Source organism: Pseudomonas putida W15Oct28 (genome assembly GCF_000708715.2).
Lineage (GTDB): Bacteria > Pseudomonadota > Gammaproteobacteria > Pseudomonadales > Pseudomonadaceae > Aquipseudomonas > Aquipseudomonas putida_R.
The window spans coordinates 38,244-61,969 of record NZ_JENB01000024.1 but is presented as its reverse complement, the minus strand read 5'-3'; the positions used below and the strand labels follow the sequence as shown (position 1 = coordinate 61,969).

The following is a 23,726-nucleotide window of genomic DNA, read 5'->3' as shown; positions in this document are numbered from 1 at the left end:
CGCGAAGAAGGCGACGCGGTCCTGAATTTTTCCTCAATCGCTGAGGATGCTCGACCACCGGCTTTTCATGCCGCCGGACAAAGCAGGCATAATACCGCGCCTTCTACACTCAAGCGCATTTTCACAGATTGCCGGACGCCCCTTTGACGCAGGCCCATGCCCCCAACGTTTCGCCCCGCCCCTCGGCCTGCCCGGGGTTGTGGCGCATTGTCAGTGCCCGTGATGGCGGCATCTGCCGTATCAAGCTGCCGGGCGGCTTGCTGTTGGCCGAGCAGGCCGAAGCGGTGGCGGCGGCAGCCGAGCGCTTCGCCGGCGGCGTGATCGAGGCCACCAACCGTGGCAACCTGCAGATCCGCGGCATTGGCAACGAGCATCGCGCCCTGGTCGAGACACTGCTCGCCGCCGGCCTGGGCCCGCGCGACGCGGCCGGTGACGATGTGCGTAACCTGATGCTCAGCCCGCTGGCCGGGCATGACCCGGCGATGCTGCTGGACGCCCGGCCGTTGGCAGGGCAGATCCTCGGCCTGTTGGAAGGCACCCCGCGTTTTCACCAATTGTCGGCCAAGTTCGCCGTGCAGCTGGATGCCGGCGAACGCCTGACCATGCTCGAACACCCCCACGACCTGTGGCTATCGGCCCTGCGCCTGGGGCAGCAGAACTGGCTGGCGTTTGGGTTGGCGGGCTGCCCGGCGGACGGCCAGGTGCTGGGCGCGGTGCCGCTGGCGCAGGGCCAGGCGCTGGTGCGCGCGGTGCTGGAGCGCTTCCTCGACCTGGCAACCCCGGCGCAGTCGCGCATGCGCCAGTTGCTTGAGGTGTACCCGGCAACCGATTTCGTCGATGGGCTTGGCCTGGATATCCGCCGCGATGCCGTCGTGCTCGCCTGGCGCCGTGAGCAGCACCACGCCTCGTGGCTGGGCAAGCTGCCGCAGGCGCAGGGCGTGGCCCTTGGCGTAGCCCCGCCCCAAGGCCGCCTGACCCCGGCCATGTTGCGCGGTGCCGCGCGGATTGCCCGTGAGCTGGGCGACGGCAGCCTGCGCCTGAGCCCCTGGCAAAGCCTGGTGCTGACCAACCTGCAAGCACACCACATCGACCAGGCCCAGGCCGACCTGTCTGCGCTGGGGCTGCTGTGCCACGACCAAGAACCCCTGGCGCGCATCAGCGCCTGTACCGGTGCCAGCGGCTGCGCCAAGGCCCTTGGCGAGACCAAGGCCGACGCGGTTGCCCTGGCCGCGCTGCTGGGCCCTGGCGTGCCCGCCAGCGTGCACTTGTCTGGCTGCCCCCGTTCCTGCGCCGTGGCCCATGTTGCCCCGGCCACCCTGCTGGCCCGTTCGCCGGGCCGTTATGACCTCTATCTGCGTGACGCGCGCCAACCGGGCTTCGGCGCCCTGCGCGCCACCGACCTTACCTTGAATGAAGCAGGCGCCATGCTCGACCTGCCGACGGAGCACCTTGATGATTGACTACATCCGCGATGGTCAGGAGATCTATCGCAATTCCTTCCGGATCATCCGTGAGGAAGCCCGACTCGAGCGGATCCCCGCAGACCTCGAAAAGCTCGCCGTGCGCGTGATCCACGCCTGTGGCATGGTCGACGCCATCGATGGCCTGCAGTTCTCCGAAGGCGCCGGCCGGGCCGGTCGCGAGGCGCTGCTCAACGGCGCGCCGATCCTGTGCGATGCGCACATGGTTGCCGAAGGCATCACCCGGGCCCGCCTGCCAGCAGACAACAAAGTCATCTGCACCCTGCGCGACCCTAGCGTGCCGGGCCTGGCCAAGGACGCCGGCAATACCCGCTCTGCCGTAGCCCTGGAGCTGTGGCGCCCGTACCTGGAAGGCAGCGTGGTGGTGATCGGCAACGCGCCTACCGCCCTGTTCTACCTGCTGGAGATGATTGACGCGGGCGCACCCAAGCCGGCGCTCATCCTCGGCTTCCCGGTCGGTTTCGTCGGCGCTGCCGAGTCCAAGGCGATGCTCGCCGCCGACAGCCGTGGTGTGCCGTTCGTGATCATGCAAGGCCGCCTGGGCGGTAGCGCGATGGCCGCCGCTGCGGTCAACGCCCTCGCCACGGAGGTGGAATGATGGCGCCGCGTGGACGTCTGCTGGGCCTGGGCGTGGGCCCGGGCGACCCTGAACTGATCACCCTCAAGGCCCTGCGCCTGCTGCGCGAAGCGCCAGTGGTCGGCTACTTCGTGGCCAAGGGCAAGCGTGGCAATGCCTTCGGCATCATTGAGGCGCACCTGCAAGCCGAGCAGACGCTGTTGCCGCTGGTCTATCCGGTAACCACCGAGGCCCTGCCTGCGCCGCTGTCCTATGAGCAGGTGATCAGCGACTTCTACGACGAAGCCAGCGTGCAGGTGGCCGAGCACCTGGATGCCGGCCGCGACGTGGCGGTGATCTGCGAAGGCGACCCGTTCTTCTACGGTTCCTACATGTACCTGCACGACCGCCTGGCGCAGCGCTATGAGGCCGAAGTGATCCCTGGCGTCTGCTCGATGCTCGGTGGCGCCTCGGTACTGGGCGCGCCGCTGGTGTACCGCAACCAAAGCCTGTCGGTATTGTCGGGCGTATTGCCGGCCGAAGAGCTGAAGCGCCGACTGGCCGACGCCGATGCGGCGGTGATCATGAAGCTTGGCCGCAACTTCCCCAAAGTACGTGACGTCCTGGCCGAACTGGGCCTGGACGGGCGTGCGCTGTATGTGGAGCGTGCCACCATGGCCAACCAGAAGATTGTGCCGCTGGACCAGGTCGACCCGCAGTCGTCGCCGTACTTCTCGCTGATCATCGTGCCGGGGGAAAAATGGCAGGGATGAGCATCCACAAGGCGCCGGCGATCGTCATTCTCGGCCCGGGCAGCCTGGCGACGGCGCAACGTATCCAGCACTGTTATCCACAGGCCACCCTCCATGGCCTGAAGGGGCGTGTCGAGGGTGCCGACCAGTCTTACACCTCGTTCGGCGATACCTTGCGCGGGCTGTACCAGCAGGACACGCCGATCATCGCCCTGTGTGCTGCGGGCATCGTCATCCGCAGCCTGGCCAGCCTGCTCAGCGAGAAAGGCAGCGAGCCGCCGGTTCTGGCCGTGGCCGAGGATGGCAGTGCAGTGGTGCCGCTGCTCGGTGGCCTGGGTGGCGTGAACGTGATGGCACGCGAAATCGCAGAGGCACTGGGCGTTGCTGCTGCGATCACCACCAGTGGCGAGCTGCGTTTCGGCACTTGCCTGCTGAACCCGCCGCAGGGTTATGCATTGGCGGACATCGAGCAAGGCAAGCGCTTTGTCTCTGATTTGCTGGCTGGCGAGGCGGTGCGCATCGAAGGTGATGCGCCGTGGTTGCAACAGGTGCAGTTGCCTGCCAGCGAAGCAGCCCGGCGCACCATCCATGTGGGGCATCAGGCCCGCCCGGCCAACCGCGACGAACTGCTGATCCACCCGCGCTCGGTGGTGGTGGGTGTTGCAGGTGGCAACCTGCACGGCATTCGTGCTGCGTTGCAGCAGGCCGGTATCGCCGAGCCATCTGTTGCCTGTGTGCTGGCGGACGAACAAGCCATGGCCGACAGTGCCTTGCACGAGGCTGCTCAGGCTTTGGGTGTCGCCTTGCGCTTCGCTGCCAGGCCAGGCGATGTGGCCAGCATGGTGGCTGCAGCGTTGCCAGGCGCAGAGTTGATAGAACAGGCCGAAGTGGTCATCGCAGTGGCGCCTGCCCCGGTCGATGTGGCGCAGGTTGGCCGCCGTCGTGGTCGTCTGGCTGTTATCGGCCTGGGCCCGGGGGCCGCCGAACTGATGGTGCCGGCGGTCAAGGCCGAGCTGGCGCGGGCCGAGGATGTGCTTGGGTACGAAACCTATGTGCGCATGGCCGGGCCGTTCCGTGGCGATCAGGTGCTGCACTGCACCGACAACCGTGAAGAGATGCAACGCGCCCGGCATGCCTTCGAGCTGGCGGCCCAAGGCCGTTCGGTGGTGGTGGTCTCGTCGGGCGACCCTGGTGTGTTCGCCATGGCCGCTGCAGTGCTCGAAGCGCTACACGAATCCAGTGACCCGGCCTGGCAGCGCGTCGACCTCGAGATCCTGCCTGGGGTGTCGGCCTCGCTCGCTACGGCTGCGCAGGCGGGGGCACCGCTGGGGCATGACTTCTGTGTGATGTCGCTGTCGGACAACCTCAAGCCCTGGTCGATCATTGAAAAGCGCCTGGACCTGGCGGCCCAGGCCGACCTGGTGCTGGCCTTCTACAACCCGATTTCCAAGTCCAGGCCGCACCAGCTCGGGGTGGCGCTGGAGGTTGTGCGTCGCCACCGCGAGGGGAACACGCCTGTAGTCCTTGGGCGCGACATCGGTAGGCCGGGGCAGACGCTTAAGGTAGTCACCTTGGCCGAGCTGCTGCCGGAAATGGTCGATATGCGCACCATGGTTCTGGTCGGCTCCTCTACAACCTGTGTATTCCCTCGCCTGTCGGGTGGGGTGTGGGCCTACACGCCGCGTTGGTACCCCACCGCCAGCTAGTTGCGTCGGAAACCCTTCAGCGCGCTTTGTGACCAGCGCGCTGGCTAAGGTGATTGCCCCTGACTCAAGGGGCAACCATCAAGGAGTTTCCAATGTCCGATGCAACCCAAATCACCACCACCGATGCCGCCATGCTGGTAGAAGGCAACCTGCTTGCCTGCGGCGCGGGCATGTCTGCGCAAAGCCGTCACGATGTGAAAAATGCCTTCCACTTCGCCACATTGGTCGCCGACAAAGCTTTTAACGCCGAAAAGCAGAGCCGGGAGTGGTACGACAAATTCATCGATGTCATGCGTGACCTGGGCTTTACCATCCCACGCCGTACCTTCGAACTTGAAACTTCGGCGGAACTGTCCGTCACCGTGGGCGCCGTGGCCATCCGCACCATAGGTGTGGTTGGCAATGCGATGCTGGGCGGCACCAAGCTGGGTGAAGTGGCAAAGCGGGCCTTCGACAAACTGACCACGGTCGAAAACGACGCCAAGGTGATCGACCACAAGCGCAAGAACAAAGCCAGGGGCATGGTTGGCATGGCCGCTTGTATTGAAACCGCAAACAACGATGTGGTCATGGTGGTGAGCTGCATCCAGACCTCTGCCCCAACACTGGACGACGACGTGCTCGGCATTCAGTGGAAGCTGGACAAGACCGCGTACTACGCCGGCACGGCAGTGCTCACCCTCAATAACTTTGTCTACGACAAAATCCGCGAAACCGTAGAAAACAAACTCGGCGTGCGCAGTGTCGAGAACGTGCTCGAGTACGACATCTGATTGCTCGGCGGCGTAGTCGCAACGCCGCCTTGTTCGGTTCTTTGTGACGAGGTAACACGATGGATAGAGCAGCTGAGCAACTGATGTTGATTGGCGGAACAGCATTGCTGTATTCGCCCGGCGCAGTCGAGGCACAACGCCAGGCCGCTTTCGATTCAGTCCTGTACGCACAGTTGGTAGCCAACAAGCACGCCGGTTCACGCGTTGACCATTATGAAAGCTGGTATGCCGCGTATCGGGAGGCCTACCGCCAACTGGGCTGGATCAAGCTGGCCAGTACCCATGACCTGAAACCGTTGGGGCGACCTGTGCGCAACGCGCATATACAGCCACTTGAAGCGTGGCTGAAGATGCGTTCGCTTCGCCATGAGGCCGTGCTGGCGGCGATAAAAACGGGCCTTGGCCAATCTGCGGAAGGCTTGCGGCACTTGCTGAAGTTCTGCGCGCATGATCAGGCGCAGTGCTCCACGTTGGTCATCGAACTTGGCGTACTCAAGCCGGGGCCGGCGCTGGACCTGTGCAGCATCTCGCTGCAAATCGACAAGCCACTCTCGCTAGTTTCGCTGGAGACATTTCTGGGCGAACAAGTACTTGAGGGCGAGGCCGAGTTCAACGGCGTTTCCCTGGCGTTGGATGAAGGACGCTTCCAACGCCAGCGTGATGAATTGCAGGCCTTGATGAAAACCAAGGATGCACAGGCCGTTTACCGGTTCGACCCTTACGCACAACCTACAGGAGCAGCATCATGAGTGAAGCCATGTCTGCCGTGATCGGCGCTGGGATTGTTTCGTTCTTGCCGGGCATTGATACCGCGCAGAAAAACAAGGTGAAGCTGGCCCTGGCGATGGCCGAACGCGCCACTGATACCGCTTACAAGGAGGGGCTGATTAAAGACTGGTTCGCTTATTACCGTAACCAGCTCAAATTCATGGGGTGGGATGCGGTAACGGCTGAGCAGATCCATTGGCCGGACAAGACGCGTACGCAACAGACGGATCACGTGCTGCAGACCCTGTCTAAAACTGCCGGGGACAGCTTTGCTTCGTCGGTCAAAGTGTCCATTCAAACGTTGCTGACCAAGCCGTCGGTGCTGAAGGAACTTGAGAAAAAGGCATTCGAGATGCAGCACTTTCAAGTGTTGGCCTGCGCGCCGGCCGGTAATAACCGTGTCGACATGGTGATTTACCACGAAACGGACAAGCAGTCTGTTTTCAGTGCAGGGTTCATCAGCCGCAAGCGCAGTTACAAGAATGTGCGTGCGGAACTGGTCCGGTTCAATATTCTGGCCTTTGAGAACAGCGTATTGGCAAAAGTGCAGGAAAGCGTGGTCAAGGTATCCCTCGCGCGCATTCATGACTATGCCATTTAAGGCACCAGGTACCCTTTGATCCCGGTAAAGATGATCTGCGCCGCCAGGGCACAGACGAACAGCCCCATCAGACGGCTGACGATCTGCAGGCCCTGGTCGCCCAGGATCCGCTCGATACCGTGCGACAGGTAAAGCACCAGGCCGACGGTGAAGCTGGCCAGCGCGATACTGACGATGGCCAGCAGTTTGTCGTCCCAGTGCGGCTGGCTTACACCCATCACCAACAGTGCACCGATGGTACCGGGGCCAACCGTCAGCGGAATGGTCAGCGGCACGATGGTCACATCCTGCTGTACGTTATCGGCCTGTACCGCCGGCTTGCCCTGGGCCATGCCCAATGCCGAAATGAACAGCACGCTGCCGGCACCGATGCGGAAGGCGTCGGCGGTGATGCCGAAGATGCCGAAGATCACCCGACCGAACAGGTACAGCAGCACGCTGGCGACCAGGGCTGCGAAGGCTACCTTCCAGGCCAGTTGCTTGCGCTCCTTGCTGGAGTGGCCGCGGGTCAGGCTGATGAAGCACGACAGCACGAAGAACGGGCTGTAGAGCACAAGCATTTTCAGGTAGACGCTGAACAACTCATGGAGCATGAGTGCTGATCCTCGGAAACTTAAGAAGGATGCGCGCTCGGTGCACCAAGTGCGCTATCTCTGTGGGAGCGGGCATGCCCGCGAACACCGGCAGAGCCGGTGCCATACAGCGAGGTGGCTTCTTCGCGGGCGCTCCCGCTCCCACAGGGGCCGTAGAGATCTTGTGAGCAGTGTTCACTGCTCGACAGCGTAGTCTAGGAAGTATGCGCCGGGTCCACCTTGGCTTCCCGGTGATTGGCCCAGTACTGGATCAGTTCGCGCAACTGCGACAGCTCGACCGGCTTGGCCATGTGCCCGTCCATGCCCGCCAGACGGGCGCGTTCCTTGTGTTCAGTCAGAATGTGCGCGGTCAGCGCCACCACCGGGGTGCGCTGGCGCTGGTTGGCGGTTTCCCAGGCGCGCAGCTGCTGGGTGGCCGAGAAACCGTCCAGAATCGGCATCTCGCAGTCCATCAGCACCAGGTCATAGCGCTGGGCTTTCATCGCCTGCAGGGCCTCTTCGCCATTGCAGGCGGTGTCGGGCTCAAGGTTGAGCTTGCCGAGCATGCCGCGTATCACCTTGGTCGAAATGCTGTTGTCCTCGGCGACCAGCACGCGGAAGTCGCCGGGCAGGTCCAGTGCCTGCGGGACACCGGGCAGGCTGGCCGGCACCGCCTGATCGCGGCCGCGCTGGGCCAGTTCTTCGGCCAGGGTGGTCTTCAGCGTGTAGCCGGCCACCGGCTTGGCAAGTATGCGTTTGACCCCGGCGTTGCGCGCGATGACCTTACTCGGTGCATTGCTGATGCCGGTGAGCATCACCACCAGGATGTCGTGGTTCAGGCTGGGGTCTTCCTTGATCTTGGCGGCCAGCTGCATGCCGGTCATGCCGGGCATGTTCTGGTCCAGCAGCACCGCGTCGAAGTAGTCGCGCAGGTGCGCCTTGGTGCGCAACAGGGCCAGGGCCTCCTTGCCCGACGGCACCGCGCTGACGTTCATGCCCCAGGCGCTGCACTGCTGGACCAGCACCTTGCGGCAGGTGTCATTGTCGTCCACCACCAGCACGCGGGCATCACGCAGCGGGCTATCGAGGTCGGCCGGGGGCTGTTCCAGGCGAGAAGGGTCCAGCGGCAGGGTCAGCCACAAGGTGTTGCCCATGCCGGTGCTGCTCTTGATGCCGAACTCGCCCTGCATCAGGCCGATCAGCTGTTTGGCGATGACCAGCCCAAGGTGGCCGCCGAGCTTGTTGCTGGACAGGAAGTGGTGGCTGTGCAGCTCGGCCTGCAACAAGGCTTCCCGGTCTGCGGCGGGCAACGGCTCGCCGCTGTCCTGCACGGCGATGCGCAGGCGCGGTAGCTCACCCCGTTGGTCCAGCGCCACAACCAGCAGGATCTCGCCCTGGTCGGTGTTTTTCAGGGCGTTTTCCAGCAGGCTCGACAAGGCTTGGCGCAGACGCGTCGGGTCGCCGCTGATCACCCGCGGTACTTGCGGCTGGGTGAAGCTGATCAGCTCGATGTTCTGCTGCTCGGCCTTGGCGCGGAAGATGTTCAGGCAATCCTCGATCAGCGCATTGAGGTCGAACTGCACGTCATCCAGCTCGATCTGCCGGGACTCCAGCTTGGAAATGTCGAGAATCTCGTTGATCAGCGTCAGCAGCTCGTTGCCGGCGCTGTGGATGGTCTGCACGTAGTCACGTTGTTTGACTGACAGCGGTGTGCCCAGCAGCAGTTCAGTCATGCCCAGCACGCCGTTCATGGGGGTGCGGATTTCGTGGCTGATCTTGGCCAGGAACTCGGCCTTGGCGTTGATTTCGGCATCGCTGGCGGCCAAGGCACGGCTGGCGCTGAAGCGCTCCTCGCTCATGCGGCGCAGGCGCTCGCTGACTGCCAGGTTGAGCAGCAGGCCACTGGCCACGGCCAACCCCAGCAAGACGCACAGCAGCCAGGGCGTCGAGGTGCGGGTCAGGCCCAGCAGTGCCGGCAGCAACACCAGGCCGCCCAGGTTGAACACCACCATGGCCAGGCTGAACAGGCGCCCGGGTGCGTAGCCCCGGTACCAGTGATAGCTGCTGACCAGCAGCATGCTCACGCTCCCCAGGGCCATCAGGGCGTAGGTCATCAGGTTCAGGGGCAGGGTGTCGACGAACAACAGCACCAGCCCGCTGACCCCCACCACCAACATTTCGCCCTGCAGCAGGCGGTTGAGCCGCGGTGAGTTGCACGGGTTGAAGAAATGCTGGGTGAAATACAGCCCCGCCAGGCCGGCCAGTACCAGTGTCAGGTAGGCGGCCGGGGTTTGCGCGTTGTGCCACACGTGCCACCAGGGGCCGCTGAGGTTCAGCAGGATCAGGCCGCTGAGCAGCATCAGGCCGTGGTACAGCGCCAAAATCAGAGTGGTGGTGGAACGGCTGTAGAGGAAGCGGATCAGGTTGTGCAGGATCAGCATGACCAGGCCGCCGAACAGCATGCCGAACAGCAGTGGCTGGCTCTGGTCCGAGGCGGCTACGGCTGCCGGCTCCAGGCTGATGGCCGGGCGCAACTGGTGCTCGGAGACCAGGCGCAGGTAGATGTCCAGCGGTTGCTTGCTGTTGGGCAGGGGCAGTACATGGTCGCTGCCACGCAGGGTCGGGCTGGCATTGCCGGCCTGGCGCCCGTGGTGCAGCTGACGCAGAAGTTGGTCGCCTTCGAGGGCGTAGAGGTCAAGGCCAGACAGGTCGGGGGCGAATACCCGGAGCAGTTGCTCCTGGTCGCCGGGTTCCAGGCGGTAGTGCAGCCACAAGGCCTGTTCCGGCGGGGCGGCGTCCAGTTCGGCAAGGATCAGGGGGCTGAACTGGTTACGGTAGCGCTCGGAGCGCACATCGCTCAGTTGCAGGTTGGCCTGTTCGTCGAGCAAAACGGTCCAGCCTCCGTCATGTTCGGCTGCAGCCGGTAACATGCAGAGCAAGGTCAGCAAGGTGACGATCAGAGCTGAGGCAATCCGAAGCCGACGCACTACGAAATCCCTTCTTAGCCGATGTGCCGGGTACTAACTATGCGCGGCGCGCCAAGTCGAAGGCAAGGCCCGTGCCGGGTCTTGTCGACGAGCCGGATGCCGTGCGCCGGGCGGTTGACAGCCCTGGGCGGCACGGCGCTCCGGTAGTGCTTACTGCTGGTGCTCACCGCGCTCGCGGGCGATGGCCCGGTAGCCGATGTCAGTGCGGTAGAAACTACCGTTCCAGCTTACTTCCCTGGCCAGGCGGTAAGCCTGCTGCTGCGCATCGGCAACCGTGCTGCCCATTGCCGTGGCGCACAGCACGCGCCCGCCGTTGGTGGCCACTTGGCCGTCCTTGAGCGAAGTACCGGCATGGAACACCTTGCCTTCGATCTTGGCTGCTGCGTCCAGGCCGCTGATCACGTCGCCCTTGGCGTAATCGCCCGGGTAACCGCCAGCTGCCAGCACAACGCCCAGGCTCGGGCGCGGGTCCCACTGGGCTTCGACCTTGTCCAGCGCCTTGGCGAAGGCAGCCTCGATCAACAGCACCAGGCTCGACTCCAGGCGCAGCATGACTGGCTGGGTTTCTGGGTCGCCGAAGCGGCAGTTGAACTCGATGACTTTGGGGTTGCCCGCCTTGTCGATCATCAGGCCAGCGTAGAGGAAGCCGGTGTAGACGTTGCCTTCCTCGGCCATGCCGCGCACGGTTGGCCAGATCACCTGGTCCATCACGCGCTGGTGCACGTCAGCGGTAACGACCGGGGCAGGGGAGTAGGCACCCATGCCGCCCGTGTTCGGGCCGGTGTCCTGATCGCCGACGCGCTTGTGGTCCTGGCTGGTGGCCATGGGCAGCACGTTGTGGCCGTCGACCATGACGATGAAGCTGGCTTCTTCGCCATCGAGGAACTCTTCGATCACCACACGCGAACCGGCTTCACCGAAGGCGTTGCCGGCCAGCATGTCACGCACGGCGGCTTCGGCTTCTTCGAGGGTCATGGCGACGATCACGCCTTTGCCCGCAGCCAGGCCGTCGGCCTTGATCACGATCGGCGCACCTTTTTCTTGCAGGTAGGCCAGCGCCGGCTCGATTTCGGTGAAGTTCTGGTAGTCGGCGGTCGGGATCTTGTGACGCGCCAGGAAGTCCTTGGTGAAGGCCTTGGAGCCTTCCAGCTGGGCCGCACCCTTGGTTGGGCCGAAGCAGTCCAGGCCACGGCTGCGGAACAGGTCCACCACACCGATGACCAGTGGTGCTTCCGGGCCGACGATGGTCAGGTCGACGTTCTTTTCGGCGAAGTCGGCCAGTTGCTCCAGGGCGCACACGTCGATGGCGACGTTCTCGCACTTGGCTTCAATGGCGGTGCCGGCGTTGCCTGGGGCAACGAAGACTTTCTCGACGCGTGGGTCCTGGGCAACTTTCCAGGCCAGGGCGTGCTCACGGCCGCCGCTGCCGATGATCAAAACTTTCATGTCAAAACCTCGAATTCTTTCGGGCGCAAGGCGAAGCCTCACGCTGTACGAGGTCGCAATGAAGCAGGTAGATGCAAGGCGGGGCCGGTTCCGATGAGCGGAGTTGCCTTCTGGCAATGAGCATCAGCGGAACCGGCCCCAACGCAGCAGATGCCTGCTTCAGTGCGGCCGATTGCCGTAAATCAGTGGCGGAAGTGGCGCATACCGGTGAACACCATCGCGATGCCGGCTTCGTCAGCGGCGGCAATCACCTCGGCATCACGCATCGAGCCACCCGGCTGGATCACGGCGCTGATACCCACTTTAGCCGCATTGTCGATGCCATCACGGAACGGGAAGAACGCGTCCGATGCCATGACTGCGCCCTGCACTTGCAGGCCAGCATGCTCTGCCTTGATTGCAGCAATACGAGCGGAGTTGACGCGGCTCATCTGGCCAGCGCCGACGCCGATGGTCTGGCGCTGCTTGGCGTAGACAATGGCGTTGGACTTGACGAACTTGGCCACCTTCCAGGCAAACACCAGGTCGTGGACCTCTTGCTCGGTCGGGGCACGCTTGGTGACGATCTTCAGGTCGTCGGCGGTGATCATGCCGATATCGCGGCTTTGCACCAGCAGGCCACCGTTGACGCGCTTGAAGTCCCAACCGGCAGCGCGCTCAGCTGGCCACTCGCCGCACTCCAGCAGGCGTACGTTCTGCTTGGCAGCTACCACGTCGCGGGCAGCCTGGGAAATTTTCGGGGCGATGATGACTTCGACGAACTGGCGCTCGACGATGGCCTTGGCGGTTTCGCCGTCCAGTTCGCGGTTGAAGGCAATGATGCCGCCGAAGGCCGACTCGGTGTCAGTGGCGTAGGCCAGGTCGTAGGCCTTGCGGATGCCGCCTTCGTCTTCAGGCACAACGGCCACACCGCACGGGTTGGCGTGCTTGACGATGACACAGGCTGGCTTGACGAAGCTCTTCACGCACTCCAGCGCGGCGTCGGTGTCGGCCACGTTGTTGAACGACAGCTCTTTGCCCTGCAGCTGGATGGCGGTGGAAATGCTGGCTTCGCCTTTTTTGGCTTCTACGTAGAACGCCGCGCTCTGGTGCGGGTTCTCGCCGTAGCGCATTTCCTGGGCCTTGACGAACTGGCTGTTGAAGGTGCGCGGGAATTCGCTGCGTTCGGAAGTCGAAAGGGTCTCTTTGGCCTGGTCGATGGTGCCCATGTAGTTGGCGATCATGCCGTCGTAGGCGGCGGTATGCTCGAACGCCTTGAGCATCAGGTCGAAGCGCTGGGCGTAGGTCAGGCCGCCGGCCTTGAGGCCTTCGACGATGCCGGCGTAGTCGCTGGCGTTGACCACGATGGCGACGTCTTTGTGGTTCTTGGCTGCCGAACGGACCATGGTCGGGCCGCCGATGTCGATGTTCTCGATGGCGGTCGGCAGGTCACAGCCAGGCTTGGAAATGGTGGCTTCGAACGGGTACAGGTTGACCGCAACCAGGTCGATCGGCTTGATGCCGTGCTCGCTCATGATGGCGTCGTCGGTGCCGCGACGGCCGAGGATGCCACCGTGGATTTTCGGGTGCAGGGTCTTGACCCGGCCATCCATCATTTCGGCGAAGCCGGTGTAGTCGGCCACTTCCACCGCGTTTACGCCGTTGTCCTTGAGCAGCTTGTAGGTGCCGCCGGTGGACAGGATCTCGACACCGAGCTGCTGCAGCTCACGGGCGAATTCGAGGATACCGGTCTTGTCGGAGACGCTGATCAGGGCGCGGCGGACTGGCAGGCGGGTAGTCTGGTCGGTCATTTCGGGTTCCAATAACGCGGTGGAGTCTGCAAAAAAGGCGCCTCTGTTCAGGGAGCCGCCTTTTCTGGTTGGGATTCTGGCTTACAGCAAGTCGTACTGCTTGAGCTTCTTGCGCAGGGTGCCTCGGTTCAGCCCGAGCATCTCGCTGGCCTTGGTCTGGTTGCCCTTCACGTAGTTCATCACGCTTTCGAGCAGGGGCGCCTCCACTTCGGAGAGCACCAGGTTGTACACGTCCGTCACGGTCGCGCCTTCCAGGTGGGCGAAGTAGTTGTGCAGCGCCTTCTCGACGCTGTCGCGAAGGGTCTGGCCCTCTTCGCTCGGCGTGTTGAGGTGCTGTTTCAGGTTGGCGTTGTCGCTCACGGGCGTTGTTCCACTCACAAAATTCTCGGTCATCATCGTCATGCGGCCACCCCTTGTCCGTCCTCTGTCTCAAGGCTCTGTCGACGTTCACTGAAAAACGCGCGAACGTTGGCGCACTGCGCTTGTGTGTCTTCCAAAGCGTTGAACCGGGAGCGAAACTCCTTGCCGCCGGGTCGTGTTGCCAGGTACCAGCCAACGTGCTTGCGGGCGATACGTACGCCCATCACATCGCCATAAAAGGCATGCAACGCGGCCAGGTGCTCCAGCAGGATGCGTTCCACTTCGTCCAGTTGCGGCGCTGGCAGGTATTCGCCAGTGCGCAGGTAATGCTCGATCTCGCGAAAGATCCATGGCCGCCCCTGGGCAGCCCGGCCGATCAACAGGCCGTCGACCCCGGTGGCATCCAGCACCGCCCGGGCCTTTTCTGGCGAGGTGATATCGCCATTGGCAAAGACCGGGATAGACACCGCTTGCTTGATGGCCGCGATGGTGTCGTATTCGGCTTCGCCGGTGTACAGGTCGGCGCGTGTGCGGCCATGCACCGCCAGCGCCTGGATGCCGGCCTGTTCGGCGATCTTCGCCACGTTCAGGCCGTTCTTGTTTGCCCGGTCCCAACCGGTGCGGATCTTCAGGGTCACCGGGACGTCCACAGCGCCGACCACGGCGTGGAGGATCTCGCTGACCAAGGCTTCATCTCTCAATAAAGCAGAGCCTGCAGCTTTGTTGCAGACTTTTTTTGCCGGGCAGCCCATGTTGATGTCGATGATCTGGGCACCCGCTTCGACGTTGGCCTTTGCTGCCGCAGCCATCATCTGCGCATCACCACCGGCGATCTGCACCGAGCGTGGCTCGGGATCACCTTCATGGATGCGGCGCAGGCTCGACTTGCGGCTGTTCCACAGGCTCATGTCGCTGGAGACCATTTCCGACACCACCATGCCCGCGCCCAGGCGCTTGCAAAGTGTACGGAAAGGCTGGTCCGTGACCCCGGCCATGGGCGCGAGGATCAGGTTGTTACGTAGTGTGTATGGGCCGATGCGTACCGCCGACATAGGTGATCCCTGTTGTGGGGCCGAATCTTGGAGTTCGAAAAAGGGTGGGCATGATACCCGCTCTCGGTGACCGGATAAAGATGGATTTGGATAAAATCTGAACAGTTGTCGGCTTATGACATTTGGTATGCGTGAGGGCTCGGGGGCGCAATGCGCCCCCGGCAGGCCTGCTGCTTACTCCGGCGAACGGAAGCTGAGGCTGTAGTTCACGGCCTTCGGCCCCGGGTCGAGGATGTCCAGGGCGATATGGATCGGCGTCTGGCTTGGCATGTCGCCACGCCCGGCCAACTCGCCAGACAGGTACTCGCTGGGCTTGAAGCGCCGGCTGGCGATCAGCTGGCCATTGAGGTCGGCAAAGCGCAGTTCCAGCAGCGGGAACGGCTGGGCGAACGGCGCACGGTTGTAGATGATCGCATCGACGATCAGTGCGCCTTTGAAGTCCGGGTGGCTGCGCACCACCAGGTTGCTGCTCTTGATTCTTGCGATATCGACGCGGGTCGGTACCTGGCACCCGATAATCGGGCAGATTTGCTGGAAGATCGGCCGGTACTGGTCCTGGCGGGCCATTTCGTCGAAGTGGAACCACACATACTGGAACGCCAGCAGGCCAGCGGCCAGCAGGGTCAGGAAGCCCCACAGCAGGCGCTTGCCCCAGTTGGGCGCGGGTTTTTCCCAGCCCAGCTGCAGCGGGTCGTCAACCACATCGACCAGCGGTTCCTTGCGCGCCGTGCGCTCGGGCTTGCTGGCAAGGCCTGGCTCCAGGCGCTCACCCGGCAGCGGCTCGACAGGCTCGCCGTCGCGCGCCGACAGGTGCAGCGCCAGCGGTTCATCGTCGCGGGCGCTCAGGCCTTTTTCCGGGATTTCGTCATCGCTGGCGCGTAGCGCTTCGCTGAATGTGGGCTGGTCGTCGATTTCGGCTGCGCGGTGTACGGGCGGCTCGTCATCGATGCCCAGGTCAAGGTTACTGCCCAGGGTCGGCTCGGTGCGCTCACCGGGTGCAGGCTCCAGGTCCAGCTCCAGGGGTTCTGGCGCCAGCAGCACCGGGGCAGGTTCTGCTGGCGTTTGCGGCTCGAAAGGCTCATCGGTGGCGTTGCCGAACAGGTCGTCCGCATGCTCGTCCGGGTGCAGTTCGTCACGCCGCGCCTGCAGCCCGTCATCCAGGTTGGCGGGGCGTGCCGGGGCCGGTTGGCCGCGGCGCTCCAGGCGTGCCAGTTCCTGGTCGAGGTCGAGTGCGTCCAGCGCCTGGGCGGTCAGCGCCCAGTCCTCGTCAGGCGTGATGCTGCGCTCGCGGGTGACAGGCTCGGGCGTAATCGCCGGCTCTGCCACTGGCTCGGCAGGCGCCGCAGGCACAGGCACCGGTACCGGTACCTCAGGTTCGCTGGCACGGTTCTGCTCCAGCAGTTGCTTGGCGGCATTGAACACCTGCAGGCAATGGCCGCAGCGCACCACGCCGCGGGCCACGCTCAACTGGTGGTGGGTGACGCGAAAGCTGGTCTGGCAATGCGGGCACTGGGTGACGAAACTGTCGGTCATGCGGCAATCCGGGAGCTGTGCAGAAAGATATTCTAGGCCCGCTTAGCGGCGGCGACCACTGATGCGCACCCAGCCGTCGCGGACGACGATCGGGTCCAGCTCGAAGTCGGCGGCGTAGGCCGCAGCCACGTCCTCGCCCTGTTCGGCCAGAATGCCGGACAGCGCCAGCAGGCCACCTGGGCGAACCAGGCCGGACAACTGCGGCGCCAGCGACACCAGGGGGCCTGCGAGGATGTTGGCGACCAGCACGTCGGCCTGCATGGCCGGCATGTGCTCGGGCAGGTAAAGCGCCAGCTTTTCATCGGCGATGCCGTTGCGCTGGGCATTGTCGCGAGAAGCCTCGATGGCCTGCACGTCGATGTCGGTACCGACCGCTTCACGGGCCCCCAGCAGCAGCGAGGCGATGGCCAGGATGCCCGAACCGCAGCCGAAGTCCAGCACCTGGGTACCTTCGAGTTGCTGGCCGTCGAGCCATTCCAGGCACAGGGCGGTGGTCGGGTGGGTGCCGGTGCCGAAGGCCAGGCCCGGGTCCAGCAGCAGGTTGACGGCGTCCTTTTCCGGGGCCTCGTGCCAGCTTGGCACGATCCACAGGCGGCGGCCGAAACGCATGGGCTGGAAGTTGTCCATCCAGCTGCGCTCCCAGTCCTGGTCCTCGATCACCTCGGCCTGGTGCTGTGGCAGCTCGGCGCCGGTCAGCAGGCGCAGGTGGGCAAACACCTGCTCAGGCTCGGCATCGGCCTCGAACAGTGCCAGCAGGTGGGTGTGCGACCACAGCGGGGTGGTGTTGAGGTCTGGCTCGAAGATCGGTTGATCTTCGGCGTCCATGAACGTGACCGAGACGGCGCCTACTTCGAGCAGGGCATCTTCGTAGGTTTCGGCTTGTTCCGGGCTGATGGCCAGGCGTACTTGCAGCCAGGGCATGGCGGGCACCTTTGGTAAATCGACAGGGGCAGCCCTAGGCTTTGTACAAAAAGTGCCTGCGCGACGATCATGCTGCGTTGAAAACAGGCTCGGAATGCTCATTTACAACCCGTAAAGTCGAGCGCGACTCCGACCGTTCCTCGCCTGTTTTCGCCTTGCCTGATCGCCGCTCGGCGACTTTTCGTACAAACCCTAGGCTGCGCGAAGGCTGGCAGTTTACGCGAGTGCGGGGGGTTTGTAGAGAAGACCAGAGATGGACCCTGTGGGAGCGGCCTTGTGTCGCGAAAGGGCCGCGGAGCGGCCCCGGCAATTTCGGCAGGGTGCAGAGACCTGGGGCTGCTCCGCAGCCCAATCGCGACGCAAGGCCGCTCCCATAGAGATCGTGGTGTATCAGACGAAACAGAGCGACAGCGACTCAGCTATATAAGCAGGCTTCTCTTCCCCTTCGATCTCCAGCGTGGCAATCGCCTTGAGCAACCATTGCCCCGGCTTCTTCTCCACCACCTCGGCCAGGTCCACCTTCAGCCTGACCTGGCTGTCGACCTTGACCGGCTGGATGAACCGCACGCTGTCCAGTCCGTAGTTCACCACCATCTTCAGCCCTTCTGGCAGGACCAGGATGTCCTCGATCAGCTTGGGGATCAGTGACAATGTCAGGAAGCCGTGGGCGATCGTGCCGCCAAACGGGGTTTTCGCCGCCTTTTCAGGGTCGACATGGATGTATTGGAAATCGCCCGTCGCCTCGGCGAACAGGTTGATGCGCTGCTGGTCGATTTTCAGCCAGGCGGAGCGGCCCAGTTCCTTACCAACGTATTGCGAAAGCTCTGTAACCGGTACATAGGGCATCGCGGACTCTCCAGGTTGTCAGTTGGTACGAAAGTGCAAGATCAGCACGGCGAACCGTTTCAGTCAAGTTGTCTGCTTTTCGGCGAATATCGGTATATAGCTGTGCGTGCTTATAATGGCGGCCATGCCCGAGGGAGATGCTTATGCTGTTGCGTGGTTTGACCTGGCTGGTCCTGTTCCAGCTGCTGGGGACGGCGATCAATCACCTGTTGGTGCCGTTTCTGCCGGGGCCGATCATCGGCCTGGTGCTGCTGTTGTTCTTCCTCATGGCCCGCGGTGAGGTGGGCAAGCCGCTGAACGAGGCGGCCAGCAGCCTGCTGCGCTACCTGCCGCTGTTGCTGGTGCCGCCGGCAGTGGGGGTGATGGTATACGCCAAGGACATCGCCGCCGACTTCTGGGCGATTGCTGGTGCCCTGCTGATTTCCTGCCTGGTGACGCTGGTGTTTGTCGGTGTGCTGATGCAAAAACTCATCCATCGCCAGGGCAAGCGCGAGGAGCAGCCATGATGCTCGATTGGCAAGGCGCGCTGGATGCCGTGGTGCACCATCCTTTGTTCGGTATCGGTATCACGCTCGGTGCGTACCAGGTGGTGCTGGCGGCCTACGAGAAAACCCGCTGGATCTTCCTGCAGCCGGTATTGGTGTCGATGTTGCTGGTAATCGGCGTGCTGCTGCTGTGCGGCATCGAGTACAGCGAGTACCGCAAGAGCACCGAAATCATGAACATCCTGCTGGGCCCCGCCACCGTGGCGCTGGCTGTGCCGCTCTATCTCAACTTGCGGCGTATCCGGCAGCTGTTCTGGCCCACATTTACTACGCTGGTAATCGGGGGCCTGTTCGCCACGCTCTGCTGCCTGTTGCTAGGCTGGTGGTTCGGTGCAGAACACATGATCCTGATGACCATGGCACCCAAGTCGGTGACCTCGCCAATCGCCATGCTGGTGGCAGAGCAGATTGGCGGTGTGGCGGCCCTGGCGGCAGTGTTCGTACTGATCACCGGGGTGATCGGCGCGATCTTCGGCCCGGCGCTGCTGAGTCGCTTTGGCGTGCACAGCCCGGAGGCGCGCGGCATGTCGCTGGGTGTGACCGCGCATGCGGTGGGTACTTCGGTCGCCCTGCAGGAAGGTGACGAATGCGGCGCTTTTGCCGCGCTGGCGATGAGCTTGATGGGGGTAGCCACGGCAGTGTTCCTGCCGCTGGCAGTCAGCCTGGTGGCTTGAGGAATTGTGATGACACTACCGCTGTTTCCGCTCAATACCGTGCTGTTCCCGGGTTGCTTTCTCGATTTGCAGATTTTCGAGGCACGCTACCTGGACATGATCGGGCGCTGCATGAAGCAGGGCGAAGGCTTTGGGGTGGTCTGCATCCTGGAGGGCGAGCAGGTTGGCAAGGCGCCACCAATGGTCGCGTCGATCGGTTGCGAAGCGGTGATCCGCGACTTCGTGCAGCAGGATAACGGTTTGCTGGGTATTCGCGTCGAAGGCGTACGGCGCTTCAACCTGGAAAGCACCGAGGTGCAGAAGGACCAGTTGCTGGTGGGGCAGGTGCAATGGCTACCGGAGCAGGCGGACAGCCCGTTGCTCGAGGCCGATGACGACCTGCTGGCGCTGCTGGTGGCGCTAGGCGAGCACCCGATGGTCGAGGCGCTGGACATGCCGCGCCCGGTGGACGGGCGCCAGGCACTGGCCAATCAGCTGGCGTACCTGCTGCCGTTCATGGAAGAAGACAAGCTGGACCTGCTGACCCTCGACTCGCCGCAGCAGCGGTTGGGCGAGATCCAGAAATTGCTGGAGCGGATTCAGGGTGAGCTGTTTGCCTGATGGCTTACCTGCATTCCGCACGGCTTTTGTAGGAGCGGCCTTGTGTCGCGATGGGCTGCAAAGCAGCCCCATAATTTCAGCAGCGCTGCACAAATTGTCGGGGCCGCTGTGCGGCCCATCGCGACGCAAGGCCGCTCCTACACGGATCGTGATGCCCGTTTGGGGCAGGCGACATCAATATTGGTACCGGAGCAAAGCCTGAGGCAGCGCATGCATGGCAAAGAACGCCAGCAGCGCAATACATGCCGGCAACACCAGCCACCACGCACGCTGCGGCAAGGCCGGCAGCGTCTGCTTACGCTGCACCACTGCCAGGCTAAGCGCACACACACAGCACGCCAGCAGCGCCCCGGCGAGGATGTCGGTTGGCCAGTGTGCGCCCAGGTAAACCCGTGACAGGGCAATCGACAGCGCCGGAATACAACCCAGCATCACCCAGGTCAGGCGCATTCGTGGTGGCTGTCCGCGCCCTGCCAGCACTGCCATCACCAGGAAGAACGCAAACGACGCCGAGCTGTGCCCGCTGGGCATGCTGTAGCTGGTCAGCGGGTCGGTCAGCACTTCCGGCCGTGCCCGGGCGAACAGCCATTTCAGCGTACCGTTGGCGATCGCCGTGCCCATCAGCGCGCCCGCAGCAAAAAATGCGTGCCGCCACTGGCGGGCAAGCAGCAACAGGCCGGTCAGCAGCCCGCCAAGAAACAGTTGGGTACGAAAATCACCCAGTCGGGTCACCAGCACCACGGCGCCATCGATGACCTGGCTGCGGTGCTCCTGCACCAGCGTCATCACCCCCTGGTCGAATTCGTGCAGGTACGGCCAGCCGAGGAATATCCCGGCCAGGGCGATGAAGCTCAGGCCGGCGACCAGCCGGGTGCCGTGGCGTTGGTCACGCAGGCTGCTGTTCAGGCTCAGGCCGATCAGTACGGCCAAGGTGCCGGCGATGATGCCGGCATCCAGCCAGAAGCCCTCCGGCAGCGGCAGGCGCATGGCCGCGCCGGTAGCCCAGCCTGGCAGCAGGTAGGCGACCGACCAGCCGGCCCCGGCTACAAGGCTGACGGCGATGAAGCGCGGCAGGGGCATGTCGAACATGCCGGCGACCATTGGCAGCATTGGCCGCAAAGGGCCGATGAAGCGCCCCACCAGCAGGCTGGCAATGCCGTAACGCTGAAAGTAGGTTTCGGCGCTGCCGATCCACTCAGGGTGATGGCGTAGCAGTGGCAGGCGCCGGATATTCTGGTGGAAGTACTTGCCCACCGTGTACGACACGACATCGCCCAGCAAGCCGCCGAGAAAACCCAGTAGCAGGGTTTCGCCCAGGCTGAAGGCACCGCTGCCGGCCAGTACCGCGACGGCGAACAGCAGCACGGTGCCAGGCACGATGATGCCGGCAATGGCCAGGCATTCGACGCAGGCCACCAGAAATATCGCCACGCCAAGCCACTGCGGGTTGGCGCTGAGCCAGCCGGTCAGGCTGTCGAGCCATTGGCCCATGTTCAGCTTCCTTGTTCGAGAATGAAGAAGTCACGGCCTTCGACTTGGCCGCGACGTAACGGGTTCCGCGTGCAGAAACGGGCGTACTCGGCGTCGACGAAGCGGTAGGGCAGGTGCTCGTCGCGCCCGTGCGGGATGCCCAGCCGCGCGGCCTGGATCACCCGAGGTACAGCATTGCCGCAATCCTCCACGTACAGCCGCTCGGCGTCGAAGCGCTGGGCGTCCCAGTGGGGCACTTTCAGGCCCAGGGCCCGGCACAGCAGGGTCTGGCCGGCGCACAGGCGCTCATCCGGGCGCAGCCTGCCGCTGGCGTCGGGGTTGTTCAACTGCATCTGCGCCAGGCTGTTCGGGCCTGAGCGGGCGTCCTGCCAAGGATAGGCAGACTTGATCAGCACCGCGTTACCTGGGCCATGGGCACTGAAGTTCAGCGAGTCGCCGCCACGGGCGTAGTACATGTAGATGTGCCCGCCATCGAGGAACAGCGCCTTGCGCTTTTCGGTGAAGCCGAGCGAGGCGTGGCTGCCTTTGTCGGTGAGGTAGTAGGCCTCGGTCTCGATGATGCGCGCAGCCAGCCACAGGTCGCCGTGGCGATGGCGGATTACCTTGCCCAGCAGGGCCTTGGCCAAGGTCTGGGCATCACGGTCGAAAAAGCGGTCGGGCAGGGCTGGCATGCGGGCAGTTCGTGGCTGGGGAGGCGGGGATGATAGCAATGAATGGCTTAATCGAGGCTGAATCGAGTGTGATCTTGGCAGTGCCGGCCTCTTCGCGGGCATGCCCGCTCCCACAGGTACTGCATAGCCCCAGGCCTTGTGAAATCCCTGTGGGAGCGGGCGCGCCCGCGAAAGGGCCGCAACAGGAGAAAGAAATTTCGATAACCCTGGTTACATCTTTCCTACACATTGCCCCTGCCATTTTCTACCATCCGCCACCCGCCGCTGGGCGTACACCTGCGCGGCAGTTATAATCAGCCGATTTCCCCTTCGCCAAGACACCGAACCCATGACTGAGTCCGTTCTTGACTACATGACCCGTTTGGGTCGCGCTGCCCGTGAGGCTTCCCGGGTGATCGGCCGTGCCAGCACCGCGCAGAAGAACCGCGCCCTGCAAGCCGCTGCCGATGCGCTGGATGCTGCCCGTGCCGAACTGACTGCCGCCAACGAGCTGGACCTGGCTGCCGGCCGCGCCAATGGCCTTGAGCCGGCGCTGCTCGACCGCCTGGCGCTTACCCCTGCGCGCATCGACGGCATGATCACCGGCCTGCGCCAGGTAGCCAGCCTGCCGGACCCGGTCGGTGCCATCCGCGACCTGAGCTACCGCCCATCCGGTATTCAGGTCGGCAAGATGCGCGCGCCGCTGGGGGTGATCGGGATCATCTACGAGTCGCGCCCTAACGTGACCATCGATGCCGCCAGCCTGTGCCTGAAGTCGGGTAACGCGACCATCCTGCGTGGCGGCTCCGAAGCCATTCACTCCAACCGCGCCATCGCCACCTGCATCCAGCGTGGCCTGGCCGCAGCGGGCCTGCCGGCCGCCGTGGTACAGGTGGTCGAGACTACCGACCGCGAAGCCGTGGGTGCGCTGATCAGCATGCCGCAATTTGTTGACGTCATCGTGCCGCGTGGCGGCCGTGGGCTGATCGAGCGCATCAGCCGCGATGCCCGCGTGCCGGTCATCAAGCACCTGGACGGCATCTGCCACATCTATGTCAGCCAGCATGCCGACCTGGACAAGGCCTGGAACGTCGCCTTCAACGCCAAGACCTACCGTTATGGCATCTGCGGCGCCATGGAAACCCTGCTGGTCGACCAGCAAGTGGCCGAGCGCTTCCTGCCGGAAATGGCCCGCCGCTTCCAGGAGAAGGGCGTGGAGCTGCGGGGCTGCGAGCGCACCCGCGCGCTGATCGAGGCCAAGCCGGCCACTGAAGACGACTGGCACACCGAGTACCTGGACGCGATCCTGTCGATCCGCGTCGTCGATGGCCTGGACCAGGCCATCGAGCACATCAACCACTATGGCTCGCACCACACCGACTCGATCATCAGCGAACACCAGGGTGAAGCCCGCCAGTTCATGGCCGAGGTCGACTCGGCGTCGGTCATGCTCAACGCCCCGACCTGCTTCGCCGACGGTTTCGAGTATGGGCTGGGTGCGGAAATCGGTATTTCCACCGACAAGCTGCATGCCCGTGGCCCGGTCGGCCTCGAAGGCCTGACGTGCGAGAAGTACGTAGTGATCGGCGACGGTCAGCTGCGCGGTCAGGGGTCCTGCTGAG

The 23,726-nt window shown here is 63.7% G+C and carries 22 protein-coding genes; 11 read left to right on the top strand and 11 right to left on the bottom strand.

Going from position 1 to position 23,726, the window contains the following annotated elements:
- The first annotated feature begins 128 nt into the window (after positions 1-128).
- The 7 genes from cobG to AK81_RS17640 all read left to right on the top strand — a co-directional run bounded on the left by cobG (position 129) and on the right by AK81_RS17640 (position 6,637).
- Positions 129-1,460: a precorrin-3B synthase gene (gene cobG / locus AK81_RS17670; RefSeq protein ID WP_043200807.1), complete on the top strand. Its 1,332-nt coding sequence runs from the start codon at positions 129-131 to the stop codon at positions 1,458-1,460.
- Positions 1,453-2,079, top strand: a complete 627-nt coding sequence (locus AK81_RS17665; RefSeq protein WP_016489386.1) for a precorrin-8X methylmutase — start codon at positions 1,453-1,455, stop codon at positions 2,077-2,079. The genes cobG and AK81_RS17665 overlap by 8 nt, the downstream gene beginning before the upstream one ends.
- Positions 2,076-2,810, top strand: a complete 735-nt coding sequence (locus AK81_RS17660) for a precorrin-2 C(20)-methyltransferase (RefSeq protein ID WP_176393882.1) — start codon at positions 2,076-2,078, stop codon at positions 2,808-2,810. The genes AK81_RS17665 and AK81_RS17660 overlap by 4 nt, the downstream gene beginning before the upstream one ends.
- Positions 2,798-4,495 carry a precorrin-3B C(17)-methyltransferase gene (gene cobJ / locus AK81_RS17655; RefSeq protein WP_043200805.1) on the top strand — a complete coding sequence of 566 codons (1,698 nt, stop codon included), beginning with the start codon at positions 2,798-2,800 and terminating at the stop codon, positions 4,493-4,495. The genes AK81_RS17660 and cobJ overlap by 13 nt, the downstream gene beginning before the upstream one ends.
- Positions 4,496-4,587: 92 nt before the next feature.
- Positions 4,588-5,268, top strand: a complete 681-nt coding sequence (locus AK81_RS17650; protein ID WP_043200804.1) for a hypothetical protein — start codon at positions 4,588-4,590, stop codon at positions 5,266-5,268.
- Positions 5,269-5,327: 59 nt separating this feature from the next.
- Positions 5,328-6,017, top strand: coding sequence for a hypothetical protein (locus tag AK81_RS17645; protein ID WP_081042096.1), 690 nt, complete (start codon positions 5,328-5,330; stop codon positions 6,015-6,017).
- A complete protein-coding gene (locus tag AK81_RS17640) occupies positions 6,014-6,637 on the top strand; it encodes a hypothetical protein (RefSeq protein ID WP_043200800.1) in 624 nt (207 codons plus the stop codon). Before AK81_RS17645 ends, AK81_RS17640 begins: the two co-directional genes overlap by 4 nt.
- Here the strand turns inward: AK81_RS17640 and AK81_RS17635 are convergent.
- The 9 genes from AK81_RS17635 to AK81_RS17595 all read right to left on the bottom strand — a co-directional run bounded on the left by AK81_RS17635 (position 6,634) and on the right by AK81_RS17595 (position 18,144).
- Positions 6,634-7,230, bottom strand: a complete 597-nt coding sequence (locus AK81_RS17635) for a MarC family protein (protein ID WP_016489380.1) — start codon at positions 7,228-7,230, stop codon at positions 6,634-6,636. The genes AK81_RS17640 and AK81_RS17635 overlap by 4 nt on opposite strands.
- A 194-nt stretch (positions 7,231-7,424) precedes the next feature.
- Positions 7,425-10,196 carry a hybrid sensor histidine kinase/response regulator gene (locus AK81_RS17630; protein ID WP_043200798.1) on the bottom strand — a complete coding sequence of 924 codons (2,772 nt, stop codon included), beginning with the start codon at positions 10,194-10,196 and terminating at the stop codon, positions 7,425-7,427.
- A gap of 150 nt (positions 10,197-10,346) precedes the next feature.
- Positions 10,347-11,642, bottom strand: a complete 1,296-nt coding sequence (gene purD, locus AK81_RS17625; protein ID WP_016501820.1) for a phosphoribosylamine--glycine ligase — start codon at positions 11,640-11,642, stop codon at positions 10,347-10,349.
- A 182-nt stretch (positions 11,643-11,824) separates the two neighbouring features.
- Positions 11,825-13,432, bottom strand: coding sequence for a bifunctional phosphoribosylaminoimidazolecarboxamide formyltransferase/IMP cyclohydrolase (gene purH / locus AK81_RS17620; protein WP_043200796.1), 1,608 nt, complete (start codon positions 13,430-13,432; stop codon positions 11,825-11,827).
- Between the two features lie 81 nt (positions 13,433-13,513).
- A complete protein-coding gene (gene fis, locus AK81_RS17615; protein ID WP_003249693.1) occupies positions 13,514-13,834 on the bottom strand; it encodes a DNA-binding transcriptional regulator Fis in 321 nt (106 codons plus the stop codon).
- On the bottom strand, positions 13,831-14,844 hold the full coding sequence (gene dusB, locus AK81_RS17610) for a tRNA dihydrouridine synthase DusB (protein WP_016501818.1): 1,014 nt from the start codon (positions 14,842-14,844) through the stop codon (positions 13,831-13,833). Before dusB ends, fis begins: the two co-directional genes overlap by 4 nt.
- A gap of 174 nt (positions 14,845-15,018) precedes the next feature.
- Positions 15,019-16,377 carry a DUF3426 domain-containing protein gene (locus AK81_RS17605; RefSeq protein WP_043200795.1) on the bottom strand — a complete coding sequence of 453 codons (1,359 nt, stop codon included), beginning with the start codon at positions 16,375-16,377 and terminating at the stop codon, positions 15,019-15,021.
- Between the two features lie 42 nt (positions 16,378-16,419).
- Positions 16,420-17,298: a 50S ribosomal protein L11 methyltransferase gene (prmA, locus tag AK81_RS17600; RefSeq protein WP_043200794.1), complete on the bottom strand. Its 879-nt coding sequence runs from the start codon at positions 17,296-17,298 to the stop codon at positions 16,420-16,422.
- A gap of 390 nt (positions 17,299-17,688) precedes the next feature.
- Entirely contained in the window at positions 17,689-18,144 is a 456-nt protein-coding gene (locus tag AK81_RS17595; protein WP_043200791.1) for a MaoC family dehydratase, read from the bottom strand.
- Positions 18,145-18,287: 143 nt separating this feature from the next.
- Between AK81_RS17595 and AK81_RS17590 the strand changes: the two genes are divergently transcribed.
- The 3 genes from AK81_RS17590 to AK81_RS17580 are packed head-to-tail and all read left to right on the top strand — an operon-like array spanning position 18,288 to position 19,963.
- Entirely contained in the window at positions 18,288-18,650 is a 363-nt protein-coding gene (locus AK81_RS17590) for a CidA/LrgA family protein (protein ID WP_043200790.1), read from the top strand.
- Complete coding sequence (locus AK81_RS17585) at positions 18,647-19,363, top strand: LrgB family protein (RefSeq protein WP_043200788.1); 717 nt, start codon at positions 18,647-18,649, stop codon at positions 19,361-19,363. Before AK81_RS17590 ends, AK81_RS17585 begins: the two co-directional genes overlap by 4 nt.
- A 9-nt stretch (positions 19,364-19,372) precedes the next feature.
- Positions 19,373-19,963 (top strand): LON peptidase substrate-binding domain-containing protein, encoded by a 591-nt coding sequence (locus AK81_RS17580; protein WP_016501812.1) that lies wholly within the window; start codon positions 19,373-19,375, stop codon positions 19,961-19,963.
- A 174-nt stretch (positions 19,964-20,137) separates the two neighbouring features.
- Here AK81_RS17580 and AK81_RS17575 read toward each other — a convergent pair whose 3' ends face one another.
- Together AK81_RS17575 and AK81_RS17570 are read right to left on the bottom strand one after the other, a co-directional pair.
- Positions 20,138-21,454 (bottom strand): bifunctional DedA family/phosphatase PAP2 family protein, encoded by a 1,317-nt coding sequence (locus tag AK81_RS17575; protein WP_043200787.1) that lies wholly within the window; start codon positions 21,452-21,454, stop codon positions 20,138-20,140.
- A gap of 2 nt (positions 21,455-21,456) precedes the next feature.
- Positions 21,457-22,125: a DNA-3-methyladenine glycosylase gene (locus AK81_RS17570; protein ID WP_043200786.1), complete on the bottom strand. Its 669-nt coding sequence runs from the start codon at positions 22,123-22,125 to the stop codon at positions 21,457-21,459.
- Between the two features lie 328 nt (positions 22,126-22,453).
- On the opposite strand from AK81_RS17570, the gene AK81_RS17565 reads away from it, so the two are divergent.
- Positions 22,454-23,725 (top strand): glutamate-5-semialdehyde dehydrogenase, encoded by a 1,272-nt coding sequence (locus AK81_RS17565; RefSeq protein ID WP_043200784.1) that lies wholly within the window; start codon positions 22,454-22,456, stop codon positions 23,723-23,725.
- Position 23,726: the final 1 nt, after the last annotated feature.

Excerpts from the sequence above, each read along its gene's own strand:
- AK81_RS17640 (WP_043200800.1), top strand. The coding sequence starts at position 6,014 with ATGAGTGAAGCCATGTCTGCCGTGATCGGCGCTGGGATTGTTTCGTTC.
- cobJ (WP_043200805.1), top strand. The coding sequence starts at position 2,798 with ATGGCAGGGATGAGCATCCACAAGGCGCCGGCGATCGTCATTCTCGGC.
- AK81_RS17605 (WP_043200795.1), bottom strand. The coding sequence starts at position 16,377 with ATGACCGACAGTTTCGTCACCCAGTGCCCGCATTGCCAGACCAGCTTT.
- AK81_RS17590 (WP_043200790.1), top strand. The coding sequence starts at position 18,288 with ATGCTGTTGCGTGGTTTGACCTGGCTGGTCCTGTTCCAGCTGCTGGGG.
- AK81_RS17665 (WP_016489386.1), top strand. The coding sequence starts at position 1,453 with ATGATTGACTACATCCGCGATGGTCAGGAGATCTATCGCAATTCCTTC.
- AK81_RS17585 (WP_043200788.1), top strand. The coding sequence starts at position 18,647 with ATGATGCTCGATTGGCAAGGCGCGCTGGATGCCGTGGTGCACCATCCT.
- AK81_RS17565 (WP_043200784.1), top strand. The coding sequence starts at position 22,454 with ATGACTGAGTCCGTTCTTGACTACATGACCCGTTTGGGTCGCGCTGCC.
- AK81_RS17580 (WP_016501812.1), top strand. The coding sequence starts at position 19,373 with ATGACACTACCGCTGTTTCCGCTCAATACCGTGCTGTTCCCGGGTTGC.
- AK81_RS17635 (WP_016489380.1), bottom strand. The coding sequence starts at position 7,230 with ATGCTCCATGAGTTGTTCAGCGTCTACCTGAAAATGCTTGTGCTCTAC.
- purD (WP_016501820.1), bottom strand. The coding sequence starts at position 11,642 with ATGAAAGTTTTGATCATCGGCAGCGGCGGCCGTGAGCACGCCCTGGCC.
- AK81_RS17650 (WP_043200804.1), top strand. The coding sequence starts at position 4,588 with ATGTCCGATGCAACCCAAATCACCACCACCGATGCCGCCATGCTGGTA.
- AK81_RS17595 (WP_043200791.1), bottom strand. The coding sequence starts at position 18,144 with ATGCCCTATGTACCGGTTACAGAGCTTTCGCAATACGTTGGTAAGGAA.
- AK81_RS17570 (WP_043200786.1), bottom strand. The coding sequence starts at position 22,125 with ATGCCAGCCCTGCCCGACCGCTTTTTCGACCGTGATGCCCAGACCTTG.
- fis (WP_003249693.1), bottom strand. The coding sequence starts at position 13,834 with ATGACGATGATGACCGAGAATTTTGTGAGTGGAACAACGCCCGTGAGC.
- purH (WP_043200796.1), bottom strand. The coding sequence starts at position 13,432 with ATGACCGACCAGACTACCCGCCTGCCAGTCCGCCGCGCCCTGATCAGC.
- AK81_RS17645 (WP_081042096.1), top strand. The coding sequence starts at position 5,328 with ATGGATAGAGCAGCTGAGCAACTGATGTTGATTGGCGGAACAGCATTG.
- AK81_RS17660 (WP_176393882.1), top strand. The coding sequence starts at position 2,076 with ATGATGGCGCCGCGTGGACGTCTGCTGGGCCTGGGCGTGGGCCCGGGC.
- dusB (WP_016501818.1), bottom strand. The coding sequence starts at position 14,844 with ATGTCGGCGGTACGCATCGGCCCATACACACTACGTAACAACCTGATC.
- prmA (WP_043200794.1), bottom strand. The coding sequence starts at position 17,298 with ATGCCCTGGCTGCAAGTACGCCTGGCCATCAGCCCGGAACAAGCCGAA.
- AK81_RS17575 (WP_043200787.1), bottom strand. The coding sequence starts at position 21,454 with ATGGGCCAATGGCTCGACAGCCTGACCGGCTGGCTCAGCGCCAACCCG.